The organism is Corallococcus sp. AB038B, from assembly GCF_003668955.1.
Lineage (GTDB): Bacteria > Myxococcota > Myxococcia > Myxococcales > Myxococcaceae > Corallococcus > Corallococcus exiguus.
The window spans coordinates 1-19,303 of the sequence record NZ_RAWO01000028.1; the positions used below are offsets into that span (position 1 = coordinate 1).

Here is a 19,303-nt window from a genome sequence, read left to right on the forward strand (position 1 = left end):
GCTCTTCGTTGAGGGCCACCTTGCGCTCCAGCATGGCCGCGTCTTCTGCACCGCGCCACTGCCTTGGCGCACGCGCCAGCCAAGCAGGCGGCTGATGATCAACTTGCTAAATGAGGGGATCCTTCAGGTGCGGACCTCCACACCCCGGCCACCCTGCCGTGCCCGCGTCAGTCGTTGAAGACGGGTGGAGTCGTCTGGGTGAGGATGGGCACGGGCTTGTCGCCAGACATCGCCAACAGCCCCTTGAGGCACCGCGCGGCGAGCAGCCAGTTCTTCGGGTTCTTCATGTCCAACCCACCAACGAGCTGTTTGAGGATGCTCAGCGTGTCGAAGTAGACGCGCTCGCACACCAGCGTCTCCGACGCGTCGAAGATGAAGTACGCCGACATGCGCACCCGGAACGTGTTGCCCGTGGCGGGAATCTGTCCCAGCGGCCCCAGGTGGGTGCCCATGAGCCAGAACTCCACGATGACGGCGTCATCGCTGTGCCGAAACGAGATGATCTCGTGGTGCTGGTCCGGGAAGGCCACGCGGGTGTCGCGGTAGTAGTCGCGCACCGCGCTGTTCCCGTCGTGCACCGTCAGGGTGGGGATGAGCTCGTAATGCGGATGCGGGAAGGTGGACAGGACGGCGTCCCAGTCCTGCTTCACCTCATCGTGGAAATGGGCCAACACCAGCTTCTGTCGTGCCTTGCGGACCTGCTCCGTGAGCATGCCTGTCTCTTTCGTGGAGGAGCTGCTGCGGGGGGGAGAATGCCCGCCCCGCCACGACACGGGAAGTCATGAAGCCGCCGGGCATGGCCCGTGCAATCACTTTCCAGCGCAGGCCCCCAACCCCTCTCCACGGAGCAATGCCATGGACATGCGCTGGAAGAATCGCGGCTCACTCATTCGTAACGCACTCGGACTCGGCTTGGGCGTCGGGCTGCTGTTCGCCGCGACGCCGGGCATCGCCGGGGACACGACGGGCAAGGGCTGCACGTGGTTCGACGGTGTGGAGAGCTGCCCGATTGACGCCTCGAAGCTGTCCGCCACGAATGAAGGGCTGCTCGTGGAGAGCACGGACGGCAAGCAGTCCGGAGTGAGCCTCCACCTGGAGGGCGCCACCGGCTGGGATGCCTGGCTGAACCCGCTGGAGCCGGATGGGAGCAGCCGGATGCTGCTGACCTACATCGGGGCGCAGCCGGACGGCGCGTCGGAGTTGCTGGAGCGGGTGGTGGTGGCCCGCTCGAAGGCGGAAGACCAGGGCGCCATCTACGTGGACCCCTCTGTCCACGGGGCCGCTACCTACACCGTGCGGGGCTACGTCGACGGAAAGCTGGCCTTCGAACGCTTCGGCGTGGCCCCCGTCCCGGAGAGCTTCGGTGGGCCGGCGGGCCCGGGGGATGACGCGAAGTTCTCCCGGCTGGTGGCCTTCCCCGGGAAGTGGGGCAGCGGCCACGGCGTCGTCGCCGGCCCCAACGGTGAAGGCTGCACGCCCGGCCTGGATTTTCCGTTCCCCAAGCCCGTCCGCTTCCCCGACCACACGTTGTCGGTCGCGGTGGACCTCGTCACCTTCCGGCCCGAAGGCGTCCAATCCAATTCACACGCGCTCCGGGAAGTGTCCCTCCAGGGAGTGGGGCTGCAAAGCTTCACCCTACAGAAGGTGGCACGCACCCCCTGATGTCTGAGATGCGATAGCAGTCAGGACCTTCGCGTGTAGCCGGATTCGCTACGAATCCGGCTCCATGCGTGGCAATTCCGGTCACAGCCTTCGCTGTCAGCGCCAGAGGCAGCGCGTGTCCAGGTGGTAGAAGTCCGAAGGCACGAACGGGTCCCACGTCTGCCGCACGAAGTAGAGCTGGCTCAGGTCACGGCTCAGCAATGGGTGGAACTCGTCCTTCTCCGTGTTCACCGACGGCCCCAGGTTGGCGGCGGGCGTCCAGGTGCCCGCGACGTTGAAGCTCACGTACAGGTCTCCCAGTCCGTAGCCTCCGGGGCGGTTGAGCGAGGCGAAGACGAGCACCCGTCCATCCGGGGACACCCAGGGGTTGTATTCCCACGAGTCAGGGCTGTTCACCGCGGGGCCCAGGTTCTCCGGCGCGGTGTAGTGATTGCCCTGACGCCGGACGCGGTACATCTCGAAGTCCGTGTCGAACGTGCCGCTCGCGAAGTAGACGGTCCCGTCGCGCGTCACGCTGGGGTACAGCTCCTCCCTTGGTGAGTTCACGAGCGGCCCCAGGTGCTCGGGCGTTCCCCAGCCATTGCGGACGCGGTGCACGACCCAGAGGTCGGTGTCCGGGCGCTCGGCGCCTCCGTTCGCGGGGCGGGTGGAGGAGTAGAAGAGGGACTGCCCATCCGGAGAGAGGAATGGATCCGAGTCCTTGTACGTGCCCGAGAACGACACCACCTCGCCGGGCCCCCAGTGGCCGTTCTTCAGCTGGGTCACGTAGATGGCCTGGTACGGCGGCGTGTCCGAGTCGACGTGGTAGTACGCCGTCTTCCCGTCCGCGGAGAGCGCGAGCCGGTACTCCGAGCGCTCCTCCAGGGAAATCTCTCCGGGCGCGAAGAGGCTGCCTCCCGGCTCGCACCGGGGCCGCGACCCGAACGCGAACTCCGACTCCGACTCCAGCTCCTGGGCCCCTGCGGCACCGGACACCGCCACCGCGGAGACGGCGAGGAGGACGTTCATCGACCACTGCCTGGCGAAACGAAGCATGTGCATCTCCTTTGTTGAAGGCACCGTCGCCCGGCGGCGGCGAAGGGGTCCAAGGAGATGTGACGAACCGTGGAGGGTCAGGGACGAACGGTGGAACGCAGCCTCACGTCTGCAACTCGAGCGCGCGTTGCACCTGCGCGCGGTAGCTGCGGCCCGAGGTCAGCCGGGTGCCATCCCGCAGGACGAACACGTACTCACCGGGAGGAAGCGGCTCCACCTCCTCGATGCGATCCAACCGCACGATGAACGAGCGGTGCGCGCGCAGGAACTGCCTGGGGTCGAGCTTCTCCTCCAGCGCCGCCATCGTCTCGCGCGTGAGGTGCGACTGCTTGCCCACGTGCACGGCGACGTAGTTTCCCTCCGCCGTGAGGTAGTCGATGTCCTCCACCGGGAGGAAGCGCATGCGCCACCCCACCCGGGCCACGAGCCGCGTCACGTAGCGCTCGGGCGGGGCGGATGGACGGGCAGCGAGCGACTCGAGCCGTTCGAGCAGCGCCGCGTCCAGGGAAGACGGCACGGTCCGCCGCCGGTCGCGCGCACGCTCCAGGCTGGAGCGGAAGCGCTCGCGGTCGAAGGGCTTGAGCAGGTAGTCGAGCGCGTTGGCTTCGAACGCCTGCACCGCGAAGTCCCGGTGGGCCGTCACGAAGATGACCGCGGGCGCCGGGCCAGGGGCGAGCGCCCGGAGGACGCCGAAGCCGTCCGGCCCGGGCATCTCCACGTCCAGCAGCACCAGGTCCGGACGTTCCGAGCCGATGGCCGCGATGGCCTCGTGGCCGTTGCGGCACTCCCCCACGAGTTGCATGTCGGGGGCCTCCGCCAGCAGGTCCTTCAGGCGCTGACGGGCGAGCGGCTCGTCGTCGACGATGAGCACGCGCATGGCGGCGCTCATGGCGAGGGCTCCGTGCGGAAGGGAATGGCGAGCGCCACCGTGGTGCCGCCGCCCACCGCGTCCCGGAGCTCCAGCCGGTGGGCGCCGCCATACAGCTGCACCAGGCGCTCGCGAGTGATGCGCAGGCCCCGGCCACCGCGTACGCCCTGGGAGATGTCCACCGGGCGCTCCTTGAGGCCGACACCGTCGTCATGGACCTCCAGGTGGAGCTCGGGCCCGTGGCGCCGAGCGACCAGCGTCACCGTCCCCGGCTCCGAGCCCGGCGCGATTCCGTGCTGGATGGCGTTCTCCACGAGCGGTTGGAGCACGAGGTGTGGGACATGGGCGCCGAGCGCGTCCTGCGCGATGTCGTGCTTCACCGTGAGCCGGTCCGCGAAGCGCACCCCCTGGATGTCCAGGTACGGCTGCAGGGCTCGCAGCTCCTCCTGGAGCGACACCTCCTCCGTGCCCGCGGCGTCGAGCGTGCCGCGGAGCAGGTCGCTCAGCCGCGCGATCATCCGCTCGCTCCCGTTCGGGTCGCGATGCACGAGCGCGGAGATGGAGTTCAGCGTGTTGAAGAGGAAGTGGGGGTGGAGCTGCGCCTTGAGCGCGTGCAGCTGCGCGCGGGCCAGCTGGGTGTCCCGCAGACGCAGCTGGTCCGCGTAGTAGACGGCGTGCGCCACGCCGAGCACGGTCAGATAGACGAACGGGTTGGAGAGCAGCGCGTGCTTGAGCACGTCCACGAAGGGAGGACGCTGCGCGTACCAGCCGACCCAGGGGTCCAGGGAGAAGATCATCGCCGCGCGGATGAACGACACGGCGAGCGCTCCGGCCACGTGGAGCGCGACCCGCGACGTCACCTGCCGCCGCTCCAGCGGGAAGCGCAGCCCGAACTCGAGGATGGCCATGGTGAGGGGCACCCAGAGGACGTGGGCCACCATCGACGTGAGCAGCGCATGTCCCCATTCCATCCCACCCACGGAGTGGGATTCGCTCGCGGCCGCCAGGCCGGCCAGCGACCAATAGGCGGTTGCGACCGCCCACCCCTGCCAGGTTCCGCGACGTGCCATGACGCCGCACTCTACGCCTGGCTTATGCTCGGAACGCCATGTCGATCCTCTACGCGGTGCCCCCCATCGGCAATTCGACCAACGCCCAGAAGGGCCCGACGTGCTGGTACTACGCGGCCAAGATGGTGGCCCGCTGCCATGAGCCATGGCCTCCCGCCGGACAGAAGTGGATCTCCCTCATCCGGAAGATCAGCACCTTCATCGCCGCCAACAACCACAACCTGAACAACCTGGGCGACCAGGAGCTGTTCCAGGCGCATGAGGCCTACAAGAACGAGGTGCAGGTCAACCCCGCGTTGACCCGGACGGGGTTCAAGGCGCTGGACCCCGTCTACAAGTGGGATCTCCTGCCGGACGCCATGGTCAATCCCATGACCGCGAAGCAGGTTCCGCAGCCCTCCTTCATCCGGCCGCAGGACATGCCGTTGCCTCCCGGCATCAAGGGTTCGCTCGGCCAGCTTGAAGGGCAGCGGTTCGATGGGCTGGACCAGGTCATCCAGCTTCTGACCGGGCAGCATGGCGAAAGGGAAATCCGCTTCTACCGCAGCCAGATTGAAAGCAGCTTCATCTCCACCCATAAGCACAGCCCCCAGGAGGTCGATGCGTCCCTGCAACAGTTCATCGACTGGCGGAAGCAGGGCTTCGCCCGGGGTTACCTGCTGACGATGCTGGGCTTCAAGGGTCTGGACAAGCTGACGACGATGGAGGCCCTGAGCAGCACCAGCAAGCTCGACGTCTTCATGAAGGCCCATGGCCCGCTCTGGTGTGGTTCTCCGCTCAGCATGGGAGCGGTCGACAGCGCCACGGTGCACAACTATACGAAGTCGGTCGGCTTCCCCGCCTACAAGTGCCCGCTGGTTCCGACGTCGGGTGCGGCCACGCACGCCATCGCCATCTGCGGGGTCAGCGTCAACAAGGACTGCATCTACTACCGCGACCCCAACTTCAGCGGGCACGTCTTCTTCACGGACTTCAATGCGTTCTCGGCTGCCTTCGGGTCGGTGCTCAAGGATCCGAACGTCGGCCTGATGTATTACGTGAAGAACGCCAACGGAGGGACCCAGTGCCAGCAATTGTCGAACTGAGTTCCCTCCGCGAGCACGTCACCGCGCCTTCTTCTTGAGCGGGACGACCTGGAACTTCGACTGGACGTACTCGAGGGTGCCCAGCTCCTTGCCATAGGCGTCGTTGGGCTCATCCACATACGACGTGATGCGGATGACCCGGCCCTTCCGGGGCAGGTGGTAGGCCAGGATGGAGCCGCCCCAGTCCTTGAGGTCCTTCCGGGTCAGGCCGGGTTTGCCTTTGGGAGCGATGAGCCCCGCGTTGGCGTAGAGCTCGATGGCCTTCTCGACGGGAACCTCCAAGGCGTCCCGCTCGAGCGTCCAGCCTGACTTGTCACAGCGGTAGACCGCGGTGTTGATCACCGAGTCTCCGGTGCCCACGAGCACCAGGTGGTAGCCCTCCGGATTCTTGAAGAGGGCGGCCTCAAAGCTTGTGAAGGTATCGTTCCCCACGGACATGTAGCCGTTGGGGACGTCGCGGGTCGTCCATTCCTGCCCCACGGCCTCCTCGGCGAAGTACATCGCGGAGTTGTCCACCGAGTCGTCCTTCGACGCGGACGGCACGGCCGTCTTGAGGTGTGCCGCCAGATGCTGGACGGCGGTCTCGATGTTGGTGGTGGCACAGCCCGCGCTCGCCGCCGGCTTCGCAGGAGGTGCCGAGGCCAGCGACAGGAGGACGACAGCCTTCAAGAGCATCACGGTGGATTCCTTTCACGGGGCCATGCCCGGAGCTGGTGGGGACTCTACTGTCGGAGCACCAGCAGCCGCAGCTCCGTCATGTCATCCACGGCGTACTTCACGCCCTCGCGGCCCAGCCCGGAGCCCTTCACGCCGCCGTAGGGCATGGTGTCCACCCGGAAGCTGGGCACGTCGCCCACGACGACTCCGCCCACCTCCAGTTCGTCCCAGGCCCGCATCGCCCGCGACAGGTCCTGGGTGAAGAGGCCCGCCTGCAAGCCGTAACGGCTTGCATTCACCTGGAGAAGGGCTTCGTCGAAGTCGCGGAACGGCTGGAGCAGCACCACCGGCCCGAAGGCCTCCTCCGCGCACAGCGCCGCGTCTTCCGGGACGCCCTCCAACACCGTGGCCTCCAGCAGCGCTCCGCGCCGCCCTCCTCCCGTCAACACCCGGGCCCCCCGCTCCACGGCCTGTTGAATCCAACCCTCCAGCCGCCGCGCCGCAGGCTCGTCAATCAGCGGCCCGAGCGTGGTGGATTCATCCTGGGGATTGCCCGCGCGCAGGGCCTTCGCCCTCGCGACGAGCTTTTCCCGCAGGGCGTCGTACAGCGACTCGTGCGCCAGGACGCGCTGCACCGAGATGCAGCTCTGTCCCGCCTGGAAGAAGGCCCCCTGCGCGATGCGGTCCGCCACAAAGTCCAGACGCCCGGCCTGGTCCGCGTCCACCACGCAGGCCGCGTTGCCACCCAGCTCCAGCACCACCTTCTTGCGGCCGGCTCGGGCCTTCAAATCCCAGCCCACCTTCTCCGAGCCGGTGAACGACAACAGCTTCAGCCGGTCGTCCTCGATGAACGGCCCCACGTCCTCCAGGCGCGTGGGCAGCACGGAGAAGGCGCCTTCGGGCAGCGCCGTCTCCGCGAGCACCTCCGCCATGAGCAGCGCGCTCACCGGCGTGCGGTCCGACGGCTTGAGGACGAAGGGACAGCCCGCGGCGATGGCGGGCGCCACCTTGTGCGCCACCAGGTTGAGCGGGAAGTTGAACGGCGTGATGAAGGAGCACGGGCCCACCGGCACGCGCTGCGTGAACCCCCGGTAGCCCGCCGTGCGCGGGGACACCTCCAGGTTGAGGACCTCTCCGCCGCCGCGCACCGCCTCCTCCGCCGCCGCCTTGAAGGTCTCGATGAGCCGGGTGACCTCCGCCCGCGCGTCGCGCAGCGGCTTGCCGGCCTCCATGCAGAGGGCGAGCGCGAACTCCTCCGCCCGCTCCTGGAAGCGGCGCACGCAGTGCTCCAGCACCTGCTGCCGGGCGTACGGCGCCAGCTTGCGCATCGGCTCCGCCGCTCGCACCGCCGCGGCGATGGCCTCCTCCACGGCGGACGCGTCCGCGACGGCCACGTGCGTGACGACCTCCCCTGTGTACTTGTCGGTGACAGGCAGCTCCGCGTTGGGCTGCCTCGGGCGGTTGGCCAGATAGTACGGGTAGCGTTCAGCCAGCATGGGGTTCCTCTCCTTCAGGTGTCTGTCCATGGCTCACGACTCCACCAGGGGCCCGGCACCCAGCGCCCGCGCGGTGTCCGTGTAATCAATGGGCAGATCGATGACGTGCACGCCGCCCGACTCCAGGCAGCGCGTGAGCGTGGCGCCGAACTCGGTGGCGCTCGCCGGGCGGTGGCCTCGCGCGCCGTAGGCCTCCGCGTAGCGGACGAAGTCGGGATTGCCCAATGCCATCCCAAAGTCGGGCAGGCCCATCTCCTCCTGCTTCCAGCGGATCATCCCGTAGCCGTCGTCGCGGACGACAATCACGGTCAGGTCCAGCTTCAGGCGCACCGCCGTCTCCAGCTCCTGCGAGTTCATCATGAACCCGCCGTCACCGCAGACGGCCACCACCTTGCGCCGGGGGTGCACGAGCTTCGCGGCGATGGCGGACGGCAGGCCCGCGCCCATCGTCGCGAGCGCGTTGTCGAGCAGCAGCGTGTTGGGCCGACGGCAGCGGTAGTAGCGGGCGAACCACAGCTTGTACATGCCGTTGTCCAGGCACACGACGCCGTCATCCGGCATGGCTCGGCGCACCTCCGCGACCAGCCGCGCGGGGTAGATGGGGAAGCGGTCGTCCGCGGCGCCACTGACGAACTGCGCGTCGAGCCCCGCGCGCGACTTCTCGAAGGGCGTGAAGTCCCAGTGCGAGCGCGGCCCCACTCCCTCCGCGATGCGCCACACGGCGTTCGCCAGGTCTCCCGTCACCTGCACCTGCGGGAAGTACACGGGGTCCACCTCCGCCGAGGAGAAGTTCAGGTGGATGACCGTGCGGCGGCCATCGCGCATGACGAACGGGGGCTTTTCGATGACGTCATGGCCCACGTTGAGGATGCAGTCCGAGGCCTCGATGGCGCGGTGGACGAAGTCCCCGTCGGACAGCGCGGCCGTGCCCATCCACAAGGGATGCGTTTCATCCACCACGCCCTTGCCCATCTGCGTGCTGAAGAAGGGCAGCCCCACGCGGTCCACGAAGGCGCGGAGCATCTCCGACGTCAGCTTGCGGTTGGCCCCCGCGCCAATCATCAACAGCGGACGGCGGGCCGACGCGAGCGTCTCCACCGCCTGGGCAATGGACGCCTCGTCCGCCACCGGCCTGCGCGCGACACCCGGCGACAGGGGCACTGCGTCGGTGGGCTCGCGCGCCACGTCCTCGGGCAATTCCAGGTGGGTGGCGCCGGGGCGCTCCTCCTCCGCGCGGCGGAAGGCCTCACGGACCGCCGAGGGCACGTGCTCCGCGGAGACGAGCGTGCGGGTCGACTTGGTGAGCGGCCGCATCATCCCGACGACATCGACAATCTGGAAGTGGCCCTGCTTGCTCACCTTGATGGGCTTCTGGCCGGTGAGCATCACCATGGGCATGGCGCCGAGCTGCGCATACGCGGCCGCGGTGACGAGGTTGGTGGCCCCCGGCCCCAGCGTCGCCAGACACACGCCCGCGCGTCCGGTGAGCCGGCCCTGAGTGGCGGCCATGAACCCGGCCGCCTGCTCGTGCCGGGTGACGACCAGGCGCATGCCGGCGGTACGCATGGACTCCAGCAGGTCCAGGTTCTCCTCGCCGGGGAGTCCGTAGACACAGCGCACGCCCTCCGCTTCGAGCGCCTTCACGAACAGATCCGATGCCTTCATGGGGTGCCTCTCCTTCGGTGACGAGGAAGATGTACCCAGGGGCCTCGATTCGTACATTCGCCTGTTTTCATCGAGTCGATAGATGCCGTCTATGATGGTTCCATGGAGCTTCGACACCTCCGTTACTTCTCCGCCGTCGCGGACGCGTTGCACTTCGGGCGCGCCGCGCGGCGGTTGCACGTCTCCCAGCCCACGCTGTCGCACCAGATCCACCAGTTGGAGGAAGAGGTCGGTACACCGCTCTTCGAGAGGGCTCGCACCGGGGTGCGGCTCACGCAGGCCGGGGAGCTGTTCCGCACGTATGCGTCCCGCGCGCTGGAGGACGTGAACGCGGGCCTGACCGCGGTGGGCGCGTTGCGAGGACTCGCCACGGGGGCGCTGCGCGTGGGCTATCCGCCGAGCATGCGCGGCCTCGTGGTGCCGGCGCTGACCGCGGTGCTGCGCAGACATCCCGGGCTGGCGCTGAGCGCGCAGGAGGCAGTGGTCCGGAAGCTGGAGCGGCAACTGGCGGACGGCAAGCTGGACCTGGGCCTGGGCTATGCGCCCGTGCGGCTGGCGGACCTGGACGCGGAGCCCGTCTTCGACAGCCGGCTCGCGCTCGTCGTCGCACGGGGGCATGCACTGGCGGGCGCGGAGTCCGTGGGGGTGAAGCTGCTCGCGGAGGAGCCGTTCGCGCTGCTGTCACGCGGCCTGCGGGTGCGCGCCCGCGTGGACGCGCACTTCGCGGCGATGCGGTTCGCACCTCGCATCGCACTCGAATCGAACGCGGTGGCCACCGTGCTGGCCATTGTCCGTGCGGGCCTCGCCGTCACAGTGCTTCCGGAGCCGCGACTCGCGGACGCGGAACGGCTGGTGGTGAAGCGGCTGTCCCCCGCGCCCCGCTCGGAGCTGGCGGCGCTCCTCTGGCGCAAGGGTGCGCCTCGCACACCCGCGGCGGAGCTGTTCGCGGCCGAGGTCCGGACTCGGGCAAAGGAAGACGTGGGGTAGGTCCGCCCCCTCTCATCTCATCCATTGGGAGACTGGGAGAACAAGGAATCCATAGTATCCACAAATGACCCGTGTCTTGGCCGGCTGGGGCAATGGCTGTCATTCGTGTGCGGATGCACTCTTGGGTTCAAGGCGGACACAGCCATCCATGTCCGTCCGGCCGGATTTCCCCATGCGGGGGAGGCGGGCCTTCCTGTCCCGGATGGCGGCGTGCCCAGGTGAATCATGGCGAACATCGGCAAATCCCTTGTGGGTGTGGCCTCGTGTGCGTTGTTCCTCGGTGCTTGTGGTCCCCTTCCGGAGGGTGAGGAGCTCGACGGCTCCGTTCCCGGGGAGGCCGAGGTCCTGGACGACAACCAGTCCGAGGAGCCCCGCCGCGTGGAGGCGCAGACGCTCGCGGGAGATCTGGGAAGCGCCCTGGCAAGTCCGGTCGCGACCTATCCCACGAGCTGCACGGCGAGCAATCAGTGGACGACCACGTGTGGGTCGGGCTCGTCGCGAGACGTCTCCTGGGTGTGGAAGGTCCCCGCGACGGGGACCTATGCGTTCTCCACGAGGAACTCCAACTTCGACACCGTCATGGAGATCCGGAACTACAAGGCCACGAACGAGGTCCTGAAGTGCAACGATGACACGGGCGACCTCTTGACGTCCGGCATGACCCTCACGCTCATCAAGGGCAACCACTTGCTCATCGTCGTCGAGGGCTATGGGGGTGATTGCGGCAACGTTCACCTGAACATCGCCAAACGGTAGCCCCCGAAGCTCGCGCCCTGGGGATGCTGCTTCAGCCCCAGGGCCGCAGCCAGAGCACCCATCCCGCCAGGCCCATGCGCTCGCGCATCTTCGAGGAGTCGCGGCATATTCTCGGGAGGACCGAGGCGTTGACAGTGGCTGTCCTGACCCGCCTCACATCCCTCAATCGCTGGAACAGTAGAATTCAGCAAGAGAACACTACATGCGCGATGGCGATATGGCTCCTGAAGCCTGGCACGACAGCAGCGCAACAACGCTAAACTTGGCAGTTTCCGAGAGACTGGGCCTACTCTCTAATCTTGCCCACACAAGTCCGAGCGAAGCGAATCCCAGCCTCTTCCCCTGTGACCCAGTCCAGCCTACTCTCCGGTCCGTTCAGGGCCCACGGATGGTCGTTTAGGCGAAATGAAACGCACAGTGCTGCCAGCAACGGCCGTAAAAACCACTGCCCGCCCGCCAAGGCTATCGAGTGGTCCGGGTGCCCATCCACGCTGAGGCGTCGGCCAAACATCCACCACCCAATCATGGGGAATGTGAAACATCCTAGCAATATCATCCAGGCGAACAGTACTACCAGTCGCTTTGGAGCGAGCACCCGAAAACTCCATCGCAGGAATGTGGAGGTTATGGTAACTGGGAGCCATTCCCTCCATTTCGATAGAAACCCAGACGCGCAGGTCCTCGCACCCCAGGAATTCGGGCAAATAAAGACGACTGCGGCGCAACTCGGTATAAACGCCTGGATCGACGAGATGCACCACCATGCGAACACCCCTCGAAAGTCCGGAATTACGGACGAAGTCGCCGAATGCTCCCGCCATCTCGGCTAGCGCATGCACAGGTCGAAAGGGTGGATTCTCCGTATCTACGCTGTGCAGTTCCGGGCCGCTAGCGAACAACTGGGTGTGCACTATCGTAAAGCCCTCCTTGTATGCATGTCCGAGAAGGTGGCGCGTTGCCCAATACACAGCAGAGAGGGTGCGTTCTCCATCCCCGAACTTCTTTGTGTCCATTGATGCGACATTCACCTCCCGAGCCACCACTGCATAGGCAGGACGGTCGACATACCGGACAACATGGGAGTCTAGGCTGTGTAACTTGGCACCAAGAGCATGCGTCTGGATAACCTTCCGCATAGGAGGGCTAAGCCGCAAGGAACCCTCTCCGTGAGCACCTCCCGCGCTTACGGCGACACAACTGCCATCTGCCAGAGTCTCTGGCAGCGGCGAGCACTCAACCGAAAAGCATGAGTGGAACGTGCGCGTCGGGTGTTCAAGCTGGTAGTCCCAGCGACTGGGGGCTGGAGCTGTCTCGATCGCTCGCGTAAGTTCTCGTAGGCGTTCCTGCCGGTCACCATGGTTCGCTGGGTCATCCTTGGGCACGTCGTATTCGACGACGGCAATCTGGAACTCTCGCAATAGGAAATCTACATCCAACTCTCCTTTGGGCGCGAAGGCAAAGTGGAGGTGACCGTTAGGACCATAGAACTCACGAATCTCCGAGAAAAGGTCAAGCAGGTATTGCTCCTGCAACCCCGAACCGACGAATAGCAGGCTTCTGTTCCTGTATACCTCCGCGAACGTACGCCGAAAGTGAGGCTCACGATGCGTCACCCTGCGGTATTCTTCATGCCCTACAACCAACTCTGCGGACAGAGAGCTTCCTGCGTCGAACTGCTCAGCACATGGAGTATCTAGATAGCCCTGAATAGCCCAGAGAGCAGGAGCCATGGGTTCGCGTAGGACACGCCCCACTTGAAAGCAATGCATGGGGGAGCGTCCCAGAACCAGAGGCTGAGTCTTCCAGCGAGCTAGTACTGCGGAAGGATAAAGGTTGTCGTAGTTCGTCGTAATGACGAGCGGCCACCAGATATCCGCTAGGCAGCGGGTTCCTTCGGGCACCTTCACATTCTTTGTGGCGAGCGCCGCGCGAGCCGCCTTCACTAGCGTCCCCTGCCCACGGTGGCGCAGCGCAAGGACCGTCTTGTTCGCGCGACGAATGAGCGCAGCAGTATCGCGCCCAGCTCCCGCACCAGTCTCTGCGGCGGTCTCCAGTCGGTTGATGAATTCCTCCCACCCGGGACAAGTGGGACGCGACAAGCCTGCTCCGATGAACGGAACCAAGAGTCCCCGGTGATAAAGTGAAGCAAGCCGCGGCGCCACCCACCTTGAGTCCGGCTTCAACATGGCGATCTCCTCCAGCGTATATCCCAAAACGCTATTCGTAATTCTCAGAGCACCCCACACCATACGTCAAGAAGGGCCGCACACGGTCAGTGTTGACGGTCTTCTCCGTTGTGTGCGCGTCTAGGCAGACGTCCATCCGTGCCATGAGCATTTCCATCTTCTTGTAGCGGTAGCTCATGAGGCACTTCTAAATATTGTAGGTCATCACGATCCCCCGGCGTTGCCCCGGCAGCGACCAACCCGGTTCCACCATCGGGCTGAGGCGTACCTCCATCCAGTCCTCGAAGAGAGCAGGTTCCTCCGGACTCAAGCGGGCCACACGACAAATTCGTTGCACGAGGCGCCGACGGCGTCCGTACATAGACCACTGGGACAGATCGCTTTCTGCGCGCCATCTCCGAGTCCAAGTCGCCCCCCATCGTCGCCGTAGAGTCGAGTCTTACCCTCGTCGCACTGCCTCACGTACCGGTAGTTCGCGCATCCACGCGGAGCGCAGCCAGACGATTGCAGTTGCGAGCCCTCCAACAACCGGCACGACTGGCGTGACGCACCAAGGCACCCACGCGACCCACACTCGCAACCGTCCACCGACGACCTTGGCAATCACCAAGCACCGCCACAGGGTGAAACAGGTATCCAGTCGTCTTTCCCAATAAACTGGCCTTCGGCGGAAGCGCCCTCGCAGATACTGCCAGCACCAGCCCTGAGGCAGGGCTCGCCTCATTTATCCAGCAATTGCGCCCACAAGGGCGAACGAAGCGAACTTCTCTCCCTCCCTGTGTCTACTGGAGCTTGGCTATCCTCAAGCCAATCGAGAGTTGCGACATGCCTACTACCAGCGATTCTGCCGCTCGACGCCGAGACACCACTGGTCGCCAGGGTACTCCGTGACTCACACCGTCCGAGAGCAACACCCTTGCCTACACCGTCATGAATCTGGCTATCCTCGCACCCCATCAGCGTCGTAATCCGTAGGCACAGTCAAAGGGGCAAAGTTGGCTCGGCTTGGTGAACTGGTTCAACACCCGGATGTTCTACGCGCAGCATGGCGGCATGTCCAAGACTGGTATGTCACCTCCTGGGCTCCTCAACCTGAGTTCCAGCAATGGAAGCTAGCCCCAGACCGGCATCTCGCCAGGCTGGGCAGAGAATTGGCCCAGGGCGAATACACGCCGGCCCCCTTTCCCCTGTTGCCCCATCCCAAGAAGGGCGATCAGCTACGGCACTATTGTCTTCCAAGTGTCAGGGATCAGGTCGCCTTCGCGATCTTGGGCGTCCTCATCGCCCCCCTCATTGAAGGAGCAATGCCGAACTTCTCGTTTGGCAATCGGACGTACCGTCGCGTCTATCGGCACAGACAGGGAGATGGAGCGCCTGCCCAGTGGCGCGTCCTACCGTTTTCACTAGCGGATGGTCAACTCTATCAGCCTTACCGGAGAGCACACGGTCTCTTCCGGCGCATTGCCCACTGGACAGCGGCTACCCTCACGGGCAGTAGATTCAATGAAGGGTCGGCCACGGGGCGCTCAATCAAGCCCCAGGACTATCCCGAAACACATCACCCTCCCTTTATCAAGCCCGATTATTGGCCCCACCAAGCAACGGAAGGGTACTGGGCTCAACTAGACGTGCAGCTCGCCTATCCGTCCGTGCGTCTCAGCTACCTGAGAGAGCAGATCCAATCCATGCTCTCACCTACGCTGCAGAAGGAGATCAAGAACAAGACATCCTGGCTTTCGGAATTCGGCCCCATGAGCTGGGACGACGCACTCAGAAACTACCCTGAAGAGGTCAAAACCCTTCTTGTTGAGCCCGCGACGCAAAAGCAACTGGTCTCCGTCCTACTCAATAGCTTGGCCTCCGTCCGCTATGAGTCTGAAAGGCAGACTCCAGACGCCACCTGGTCGGCTGACCTCTGGAAGCCTCCCCATACCATCCAGGAGCTTCCCCTCGGCTCAGGTGCGAGCCATCCCGGACTTCCGACCGGCTTGGCCATCTCTGGCATGTTGATGAACGCCTATCTCCACACGCTGGACCGCACTCTTTGCCAACATTCAAAGCCCGGGAAGAATCGACCCGGATTCGCGATGCTCCGGTTTGCGGACGATCTCATCCTCATGTCTTCATCGAGAGAAGGACTCGCAAATGCCGTGGACGCTGCTTGGCTCGGATTGAGCGGCAAGCAAAACGGGGCCGTTCTCGCAACACAACATCCCACCGACGTTCCAAGCAATCTATGGTTCAACTGGTCAAAAACCAAACCGGATGCCCTGGCAAACGGCATCACCATCTACCTCCAGAAGAATGGCGCATTAGCAAAATGCAAATCTTGCAACCAACCCCTTCCACCCGAGAAACCGTCAGCCACATTAAGTAAACCGCCCTCGTTTTTCTCCTGGCTAGAAGCCCAGATTGAGGCTGGCGACACCAACTGGCTCCCTACTCTGAACAAAGAACGGCTGCAGAAGGAGTCACTGGGCCAGTTCGTCACCTATCTTGTTGAGCGACTCAGTGCTCTTGGCAGCGAAGGGTTGCAGAATCGATTTGGTGACGACGCCATCCAACGGCTGACCAATCTCCATGAATTGGCACGATTTGATCTTGGAGACCTCCAGGTCAAGGAAGAGACACGCCTCTCTTTCGCGGCGAGCCAATTGGCTCGCGCATGGCTATCAGAGGACTCTTCAGACTCCGATAGACTCCAACTTCAGGAGCTTCGGCGCTCGATTGCTCATGCGATGAAGCATGTGCCCTGGAAATTCCAGCTCTGGCGCGCAGTCATCCACGCCGCAGTACGACGCCCGCTCGGATGCAGCGACCTCCCCTCAGGAGAGGACGACATTCAAGCTGCCCAGGACTGGCTGATTTCCCTCCTCGGCCAACTGGTTCCTGATACTGAAGCAGGCGACGCCATAATTTCCACAGCTGCGTGCTGGTCCCAGGAAGAAGGCACGGACTGGACAGATGAACAGATCCAGAAGCGCCTTCTGCTTATCCGCGACGGGTTCCAGTCATTCGCTCGAGCTAGCTTCTGGCGCCAGCTCGCCGACACACTCCATCAACTGGCTAGAGCCACGCAGGAAATCGAAAGTGATGGCGACAGGTCCACCAGAATTTGGACTTCGGCATCATGGCTCTTCCGAGCGCTGCCTCAACAGGAGGTAGCTAATGCGCTGCGCTGGCTTGGCTCAATTGATACTTGGGCCAATGTTCTATATCCAGAAGGGCAGGAGGTTGATCTACCTTCCTGGGAAGTAGATGGGCTGACTTTGGCAATCCTAGCGGCGTCCTCACGTTCAGAGATCCACCAGAACTGGCCTCAACTCGCGCCCAGACGCGCGCGGAGACTGCCCGAATGGAACGACCCTCTCCCTCTAGCCATCCCAAGAGCTCTCCCAGTGCTCATTGCGAACCCCGTTTCGCGGAGACTCCTGAGGTGGAGGTGGGCGCAAGAGCGGCAGAGACAGACAATGTGGCACCAGTTACATGCCCTTCCCATCACATGCCTGGGCCATGCATCAGACGCTGACTCACAGGTTTTCACAGCAGACATTGCCCGAACTATTCCAGGTGATAGCGACGCTCATCACAGCGCACACGCGCTGAGAGTTCTGCGTGAATTGGGAGTCTGGCATCCCTTGTTCTCGTCCAGTTTACAGAGGCGTCTTGGAAACGAGGCCGAGGGACTTTTGCAAGCGATTCTGAGCCTCGAGCTTTCAATACCCACAGCGGAGACGCGGAGCCTAAACTGGCTCAAGCTCGGGGACTACCATGTCCTCCGACAACAGGTAAGTGCCGCACGCCAGAAGCCAGGCTCCTCGAATATCCCTCTAACTCTCTATTCGATCCTTTGGGGAAATCACTGGGACCGTTCGTCCAGTGAACGCCTTGTTCCCGAAAGCGCCCCGATACTTGGTCTGCCTCTTCGCATCAGCATGCACTTGTTAAGGGAGGCTTTGAACGCCCTCCCCAAGCCTTCACCTTCTACCATCAAGCCCAGCCGAAAAATCCTCCAACCCACAGCTTGGAAGTTCAGCATAGAGGGCGAAAAGGCTATTTCTCAAGGGCGAAGGCAGCAGTTTGACTCAACAATCGAAGTTAAACTTCCCAATTCGAGAGTTCAGTGGCTCTCCTCTCCTGCCCCTGCAAGGGACTGGGAAGTTCTTCCGCACGCACTTTACCTCTACCCATTCGCGATGGGTGTCGCGCTGACAGAGGCGGCATACGCATTGATCTGTAACGTCTTCCAATTCTGGACAGCCATTGATGGTTCCGAGCGAATTCTAAACTCCCTATTGGAGCAGGGCCTGGGCCCGCTGTCATTCGAAGAGCGATGGGACCTCCGCGACAGGCACCATCTTCCCAACGACTTTTGGACTACCCTCGAAGAGATTGTCCGCAGTGCGCTTCTCCGAAGAGCGGCCTTCATCCGGAGCGCGTCCCATCTTTCCGGACAACTCAGCAAGCGCATCACGAAGCTCATCAAGCCCGCCATTCGATCCGATGACTTCCGCTGGGAACGCGCCGACATTCTCCTTGATAGCAGTAAAGGGCAAGAGGCCCCTGTTCATGTTTCTAGCTTCCTCCCTGGAAACTTGCTCCCCGTGAGTGACCCTCCTGAACTGGCGGTTAATGGGAAGAAACTAATCAAGAGTATTACAGTCAGGATTGCGCAGGCTTCCGCTGAGCCAAACTGGCAAGATTTCCATAATACATTTCCCAGGGAAATTTCACGGGCCGAGCGCCAGCTGATCATGCGCCAGCTCAAATCAGCGCTCCGGAAGACGGAGAATTGCGTCCCCACAACCGGCGCGGACCAGAGTTTTCCCTCCACAAAGCCGGACATCATCATTCTGCCGGAGGTCGTCCTTCCGCGCTCCGAACGAAAGCAGATCCAGGAGCTTGTCAGCAGCATGCAGGTGGCTGTGCTTTGCGGCAAAATTTTCAGCGAACTCCCCACCGTCTTTCCCTCAAAGTCGAGACAGCAGAGGCGAGAGCGCTGGCTAGTCAACGAGGCCGACCTCTTCTTTCCTGTCCAGGCCGAAGAGGATTCCGGTCCGCCACTGGTCCGCAGGTTCTCAATCCGAAAACCGCTGCTCTCCCACATGGAGCGGGCACTCGCTGACACACTTTCAGAACGGCCGCCCGGCAAGACTCACTGGAGAATGCTTGCCGGACGTCGCTGGTATCGCTTCGTGCACGAGAACTGGGGCGATTTCACTGTGGCTATCTGCTCGGACATTATTGATCCGAGTCCCTGGTGGTCACTGCGGGCCCAGGTTCTCCACATTTTCATGTCAGCACACAACCCCGACATTGAGCTCTTCGATTCACTGACCCGTATCCGGTCCTACGAGAACTTCTGCAATGTCGTCTCCAGTAACCATGGAGTTTATGGGGGTTCAGTTGCCTGGACGCCCAAATCCGGCCATGACAGAGAACTTGCACGGCTCCATGGCGGTAAGCTTTTCCTCTTGGCCGACGTCCAATTGCCGGTCGCCCCACTCTTTAAGCAACAGCAGGTCGGACTGTCCGAGGCATTGCTCAAGGAGAAGAAGAGCTGGCTTAGTCAGTCACCAGGCAAGTCATCATTCAAGTCGCCACCTCCTACCTATCCCGGACGAGGGAATAAGACCTGAATAACTGATTCGCATCCGCTCAATCTGGAGGCTACCCTCGCGCGCCCTTACTTTCTCTGGCGGCCCTGAACTGAGCTATCCCCTCATATGAAACCGAAGGCTTGCCGGAAGACGTGGTGTGCGTGAAGGAGTTCAGAGAAGCGCTGCACGAGGGGAAGTAGACGCTCCTCCTTCATCATGGGCATGGCTTGGTAGTA

Annotated in this window: 13 protein-coding genes; 5 read left to right on the forward strand and 8 right to left on the reverse strand. The window is 63.6% G+C overall.

Annotation, left to right across the window (positions count from 1 at the left end; all coding sequences use genetic code 11):
• Nucleotides 1-167: 167 nt before the first annotated feature.
• A complete protein-coding gene (locus D7Y04_RS42215) occupies nucleotides 168-713 on the reverse strand; it encodes an ester cyclase (protein WP_120597779.1) in 546 nt (181 codons plus the stop codon).
• 199 nt (nucleotides 714-912) lie between these two features.
• On the opposite strand from D7Y04_RS42215, the gene D7Y04_RS42220 reads away from it, so the two are divergent.
• The gene (locus D7Y04_RS42220) at nucleotides 913-1,662 is read left to right on the forward strand and encodes a hypothetical protein (protein WP_147477323.1); all 750 of its coding nucleotides are present in this window, start codon (nucleotides 913-915) and stop codon (nucleotides 1,660-1,662) included.
• A gap of 96 nt (nucleotides 1,663-1,758) precedes the next feature.
• Here the strand turns inward: D7Y04_RS42220 and D7Y04_RS42225 are convergent, their stop codons facing one another.
• The 3 genes from D7Y04_RS42225 to D7Y04_RS42235 all read right to left on the reverse strand — a co-directional run bounded on the left by D7Y04_RS42225 (nucleotide 1,759) and on the right by D7Y04_RS42235 (nucleotide 4,635).
• On the reverse strand, nucleotides 1,759-2,697 hold the full coding sequence (locus D7Y04_RS42225; protein ID WP_120597777.1) for a PD40 domain-containing protein: 939 nt from the start codon (nucleotides 2,695-2,697) through the stop codon (nucleotides 1,759-1,761).
• Between the two features lie 103 nt (nucleotides 2,698-2,800).
• Nucleotides 2,801-3,586, reverse strand: a complete 786-nt coding sequence (locus D7Y04_RS42230; RefSeq protein ID WP_120597776.1) for a LytTR family DNA-binding domain-containing protein — start codon at nucleotides 3,584-3,586, stop codon at nucleotides 2,801-2,803.
• Nucleotides 3,583-4,635 (reverse strand): sensor histidine kinase, encoded by a 1,053-nt coding sequence (locus tag D7Y04_RS42235; RefSeq protein WP_120597775.1) that lies wholly within the window; start codon nucleotides 4,633-4,635, stop codon nucleotides 3,583-3,585. The genes D7Y04_RS42230 and D7Y04_RS42235 overlap by 4 nt, the downstream gene beginning before the upstream one ends.
• Before the next feature lie 38 nt (nucleotides 4,636-4,673).
• Between D7Y04_RS42235 and D7Y04_RS42240 the strand changes: the two genes are divergently transcribed.
• On the forward strand, nucleotides 4,674-5,720 hold the full coding sequence (locus tag D7Y04_RS42240; protein WP_120597774.1) for a hypothetical protein: 1,047 nt from the start codon (nucleotides 4,674-4,676) through the stop codon (nucleotides 5,718-5,720).
• 18 nt (nucleotides 5,721-5,738) lie between these two features.
• On the opposite strand, the gene D7Y04_RS42245 is transcribed toward D7Y04_RS42240, so the two are convergent.
• The 3 genes from D7Y04_RS42245 to D7Y04_RS42255 are packed head-to-tail and all read right to left on the reverse strand — an operon-like array spanning nucleotide 5,739 to nucleotide 9,538.
• Complete coding sequence (locus D7Y04_RS42245; protein ID WP_233601840.1) at nucleotides 5,739-6,395, reverse strand: hypothetical protein; 657 nt, start codon at nucleotides 6,393-6,395, stop codon at nucleotides 5,739-5,741.
• 47 nt (nucleotides 6,396-6,442) lie between these two features.
• Complete coding sequence (locus D7Y04_RS42250) at nucleotides 6,443-7,873, reverse strand: aldehyde dehydrogenase family protein (RefSeq protein ID WP_121763039.1); 1,431 nt, start codon at nucleotides 7,871-7,873, stop codon at nucleotides 6,443-6,445.
• A gap of 33 nt (nucleotides 7,874-7,906) precedes the next feature.
• Nucleotides 7,907-9,538, reverse strand: coding sequence for an acetolactate synthase large subunit (locus tag D7Y04_RS42255; protein WP_121763035.1), 1,632 nt, complete (start codon nucleotides 9,536-9,538; stop codon nucleotides 7,907-7,909).
• A gap of 102 nt (nucleotides 9,539-9,640) precedes the next feature.
• On the opposite strand from D7Y04_RS42255, the gene D7Y04_RS42260 reads away from it, so the two are divergent.
• Nucleotides 9,641-10,525: a LysR substrate-binding domain-containing protein gene (locus D7Y04_RS42260; RefSeq protein WP_121763036.1), complete on the forward strand. Its 885-nt coding sequence runs from the start codon at nucleotides 9,641-9,643 to the stop codon at nucleotides 10,523-10,525.
• A gap of 225 nt (nucleotides 10,526-10,750) precedes the next feature.
• Nucleotides 10,751-11,281, forward strand: coding sequence for a hypothetical protein (locus D7Y04_RS42265; protein WP_120597771.1), 531 nt, complete (start codon nucleotides 10,751-10,753; stop codon nucleotides 11,279-11,281).
• A gap of 359 nt (nucleotides 11,282-11,640) precedes the next feature.
• Here the strand turns inward: D7Y04_RS42265 and D7Y04_RS46885 are convergent, their stop codons facing one another.
• The gene (locus D7Y04_RS46885; RefSeq protein WP_121763037.1) at nucleotides 11,641-13,530 is read right to left on the reverse strand and encodes an SIR2 family protein; all 1,890 of its coding nucleotides are present in this window, start codon (nucleotides 13,528-13,530) and stop codon (nucleotides 11,641-11,643) included.
• A 1,565-nt stretch (nucleotides 13,531-15,095) separates the two neighbouring features.
• Here D7Y04_RS46885 and D7Y04_RS44265 point away from each other — a divergent pair.
• A complete protein-coding gene (locus tag D7Y04_RS44265) occupies nucleotides 15,096-19,106 on the forward strand; it encodes a hypothetical protein (RefSeq protein ID WP_147477324.1) in 4,011 nt (1,336 codons plus the stop codon).
• The last annotated feature ends 197 nt before the right edge of the window (nucleotides 19,107-19,303 follow it).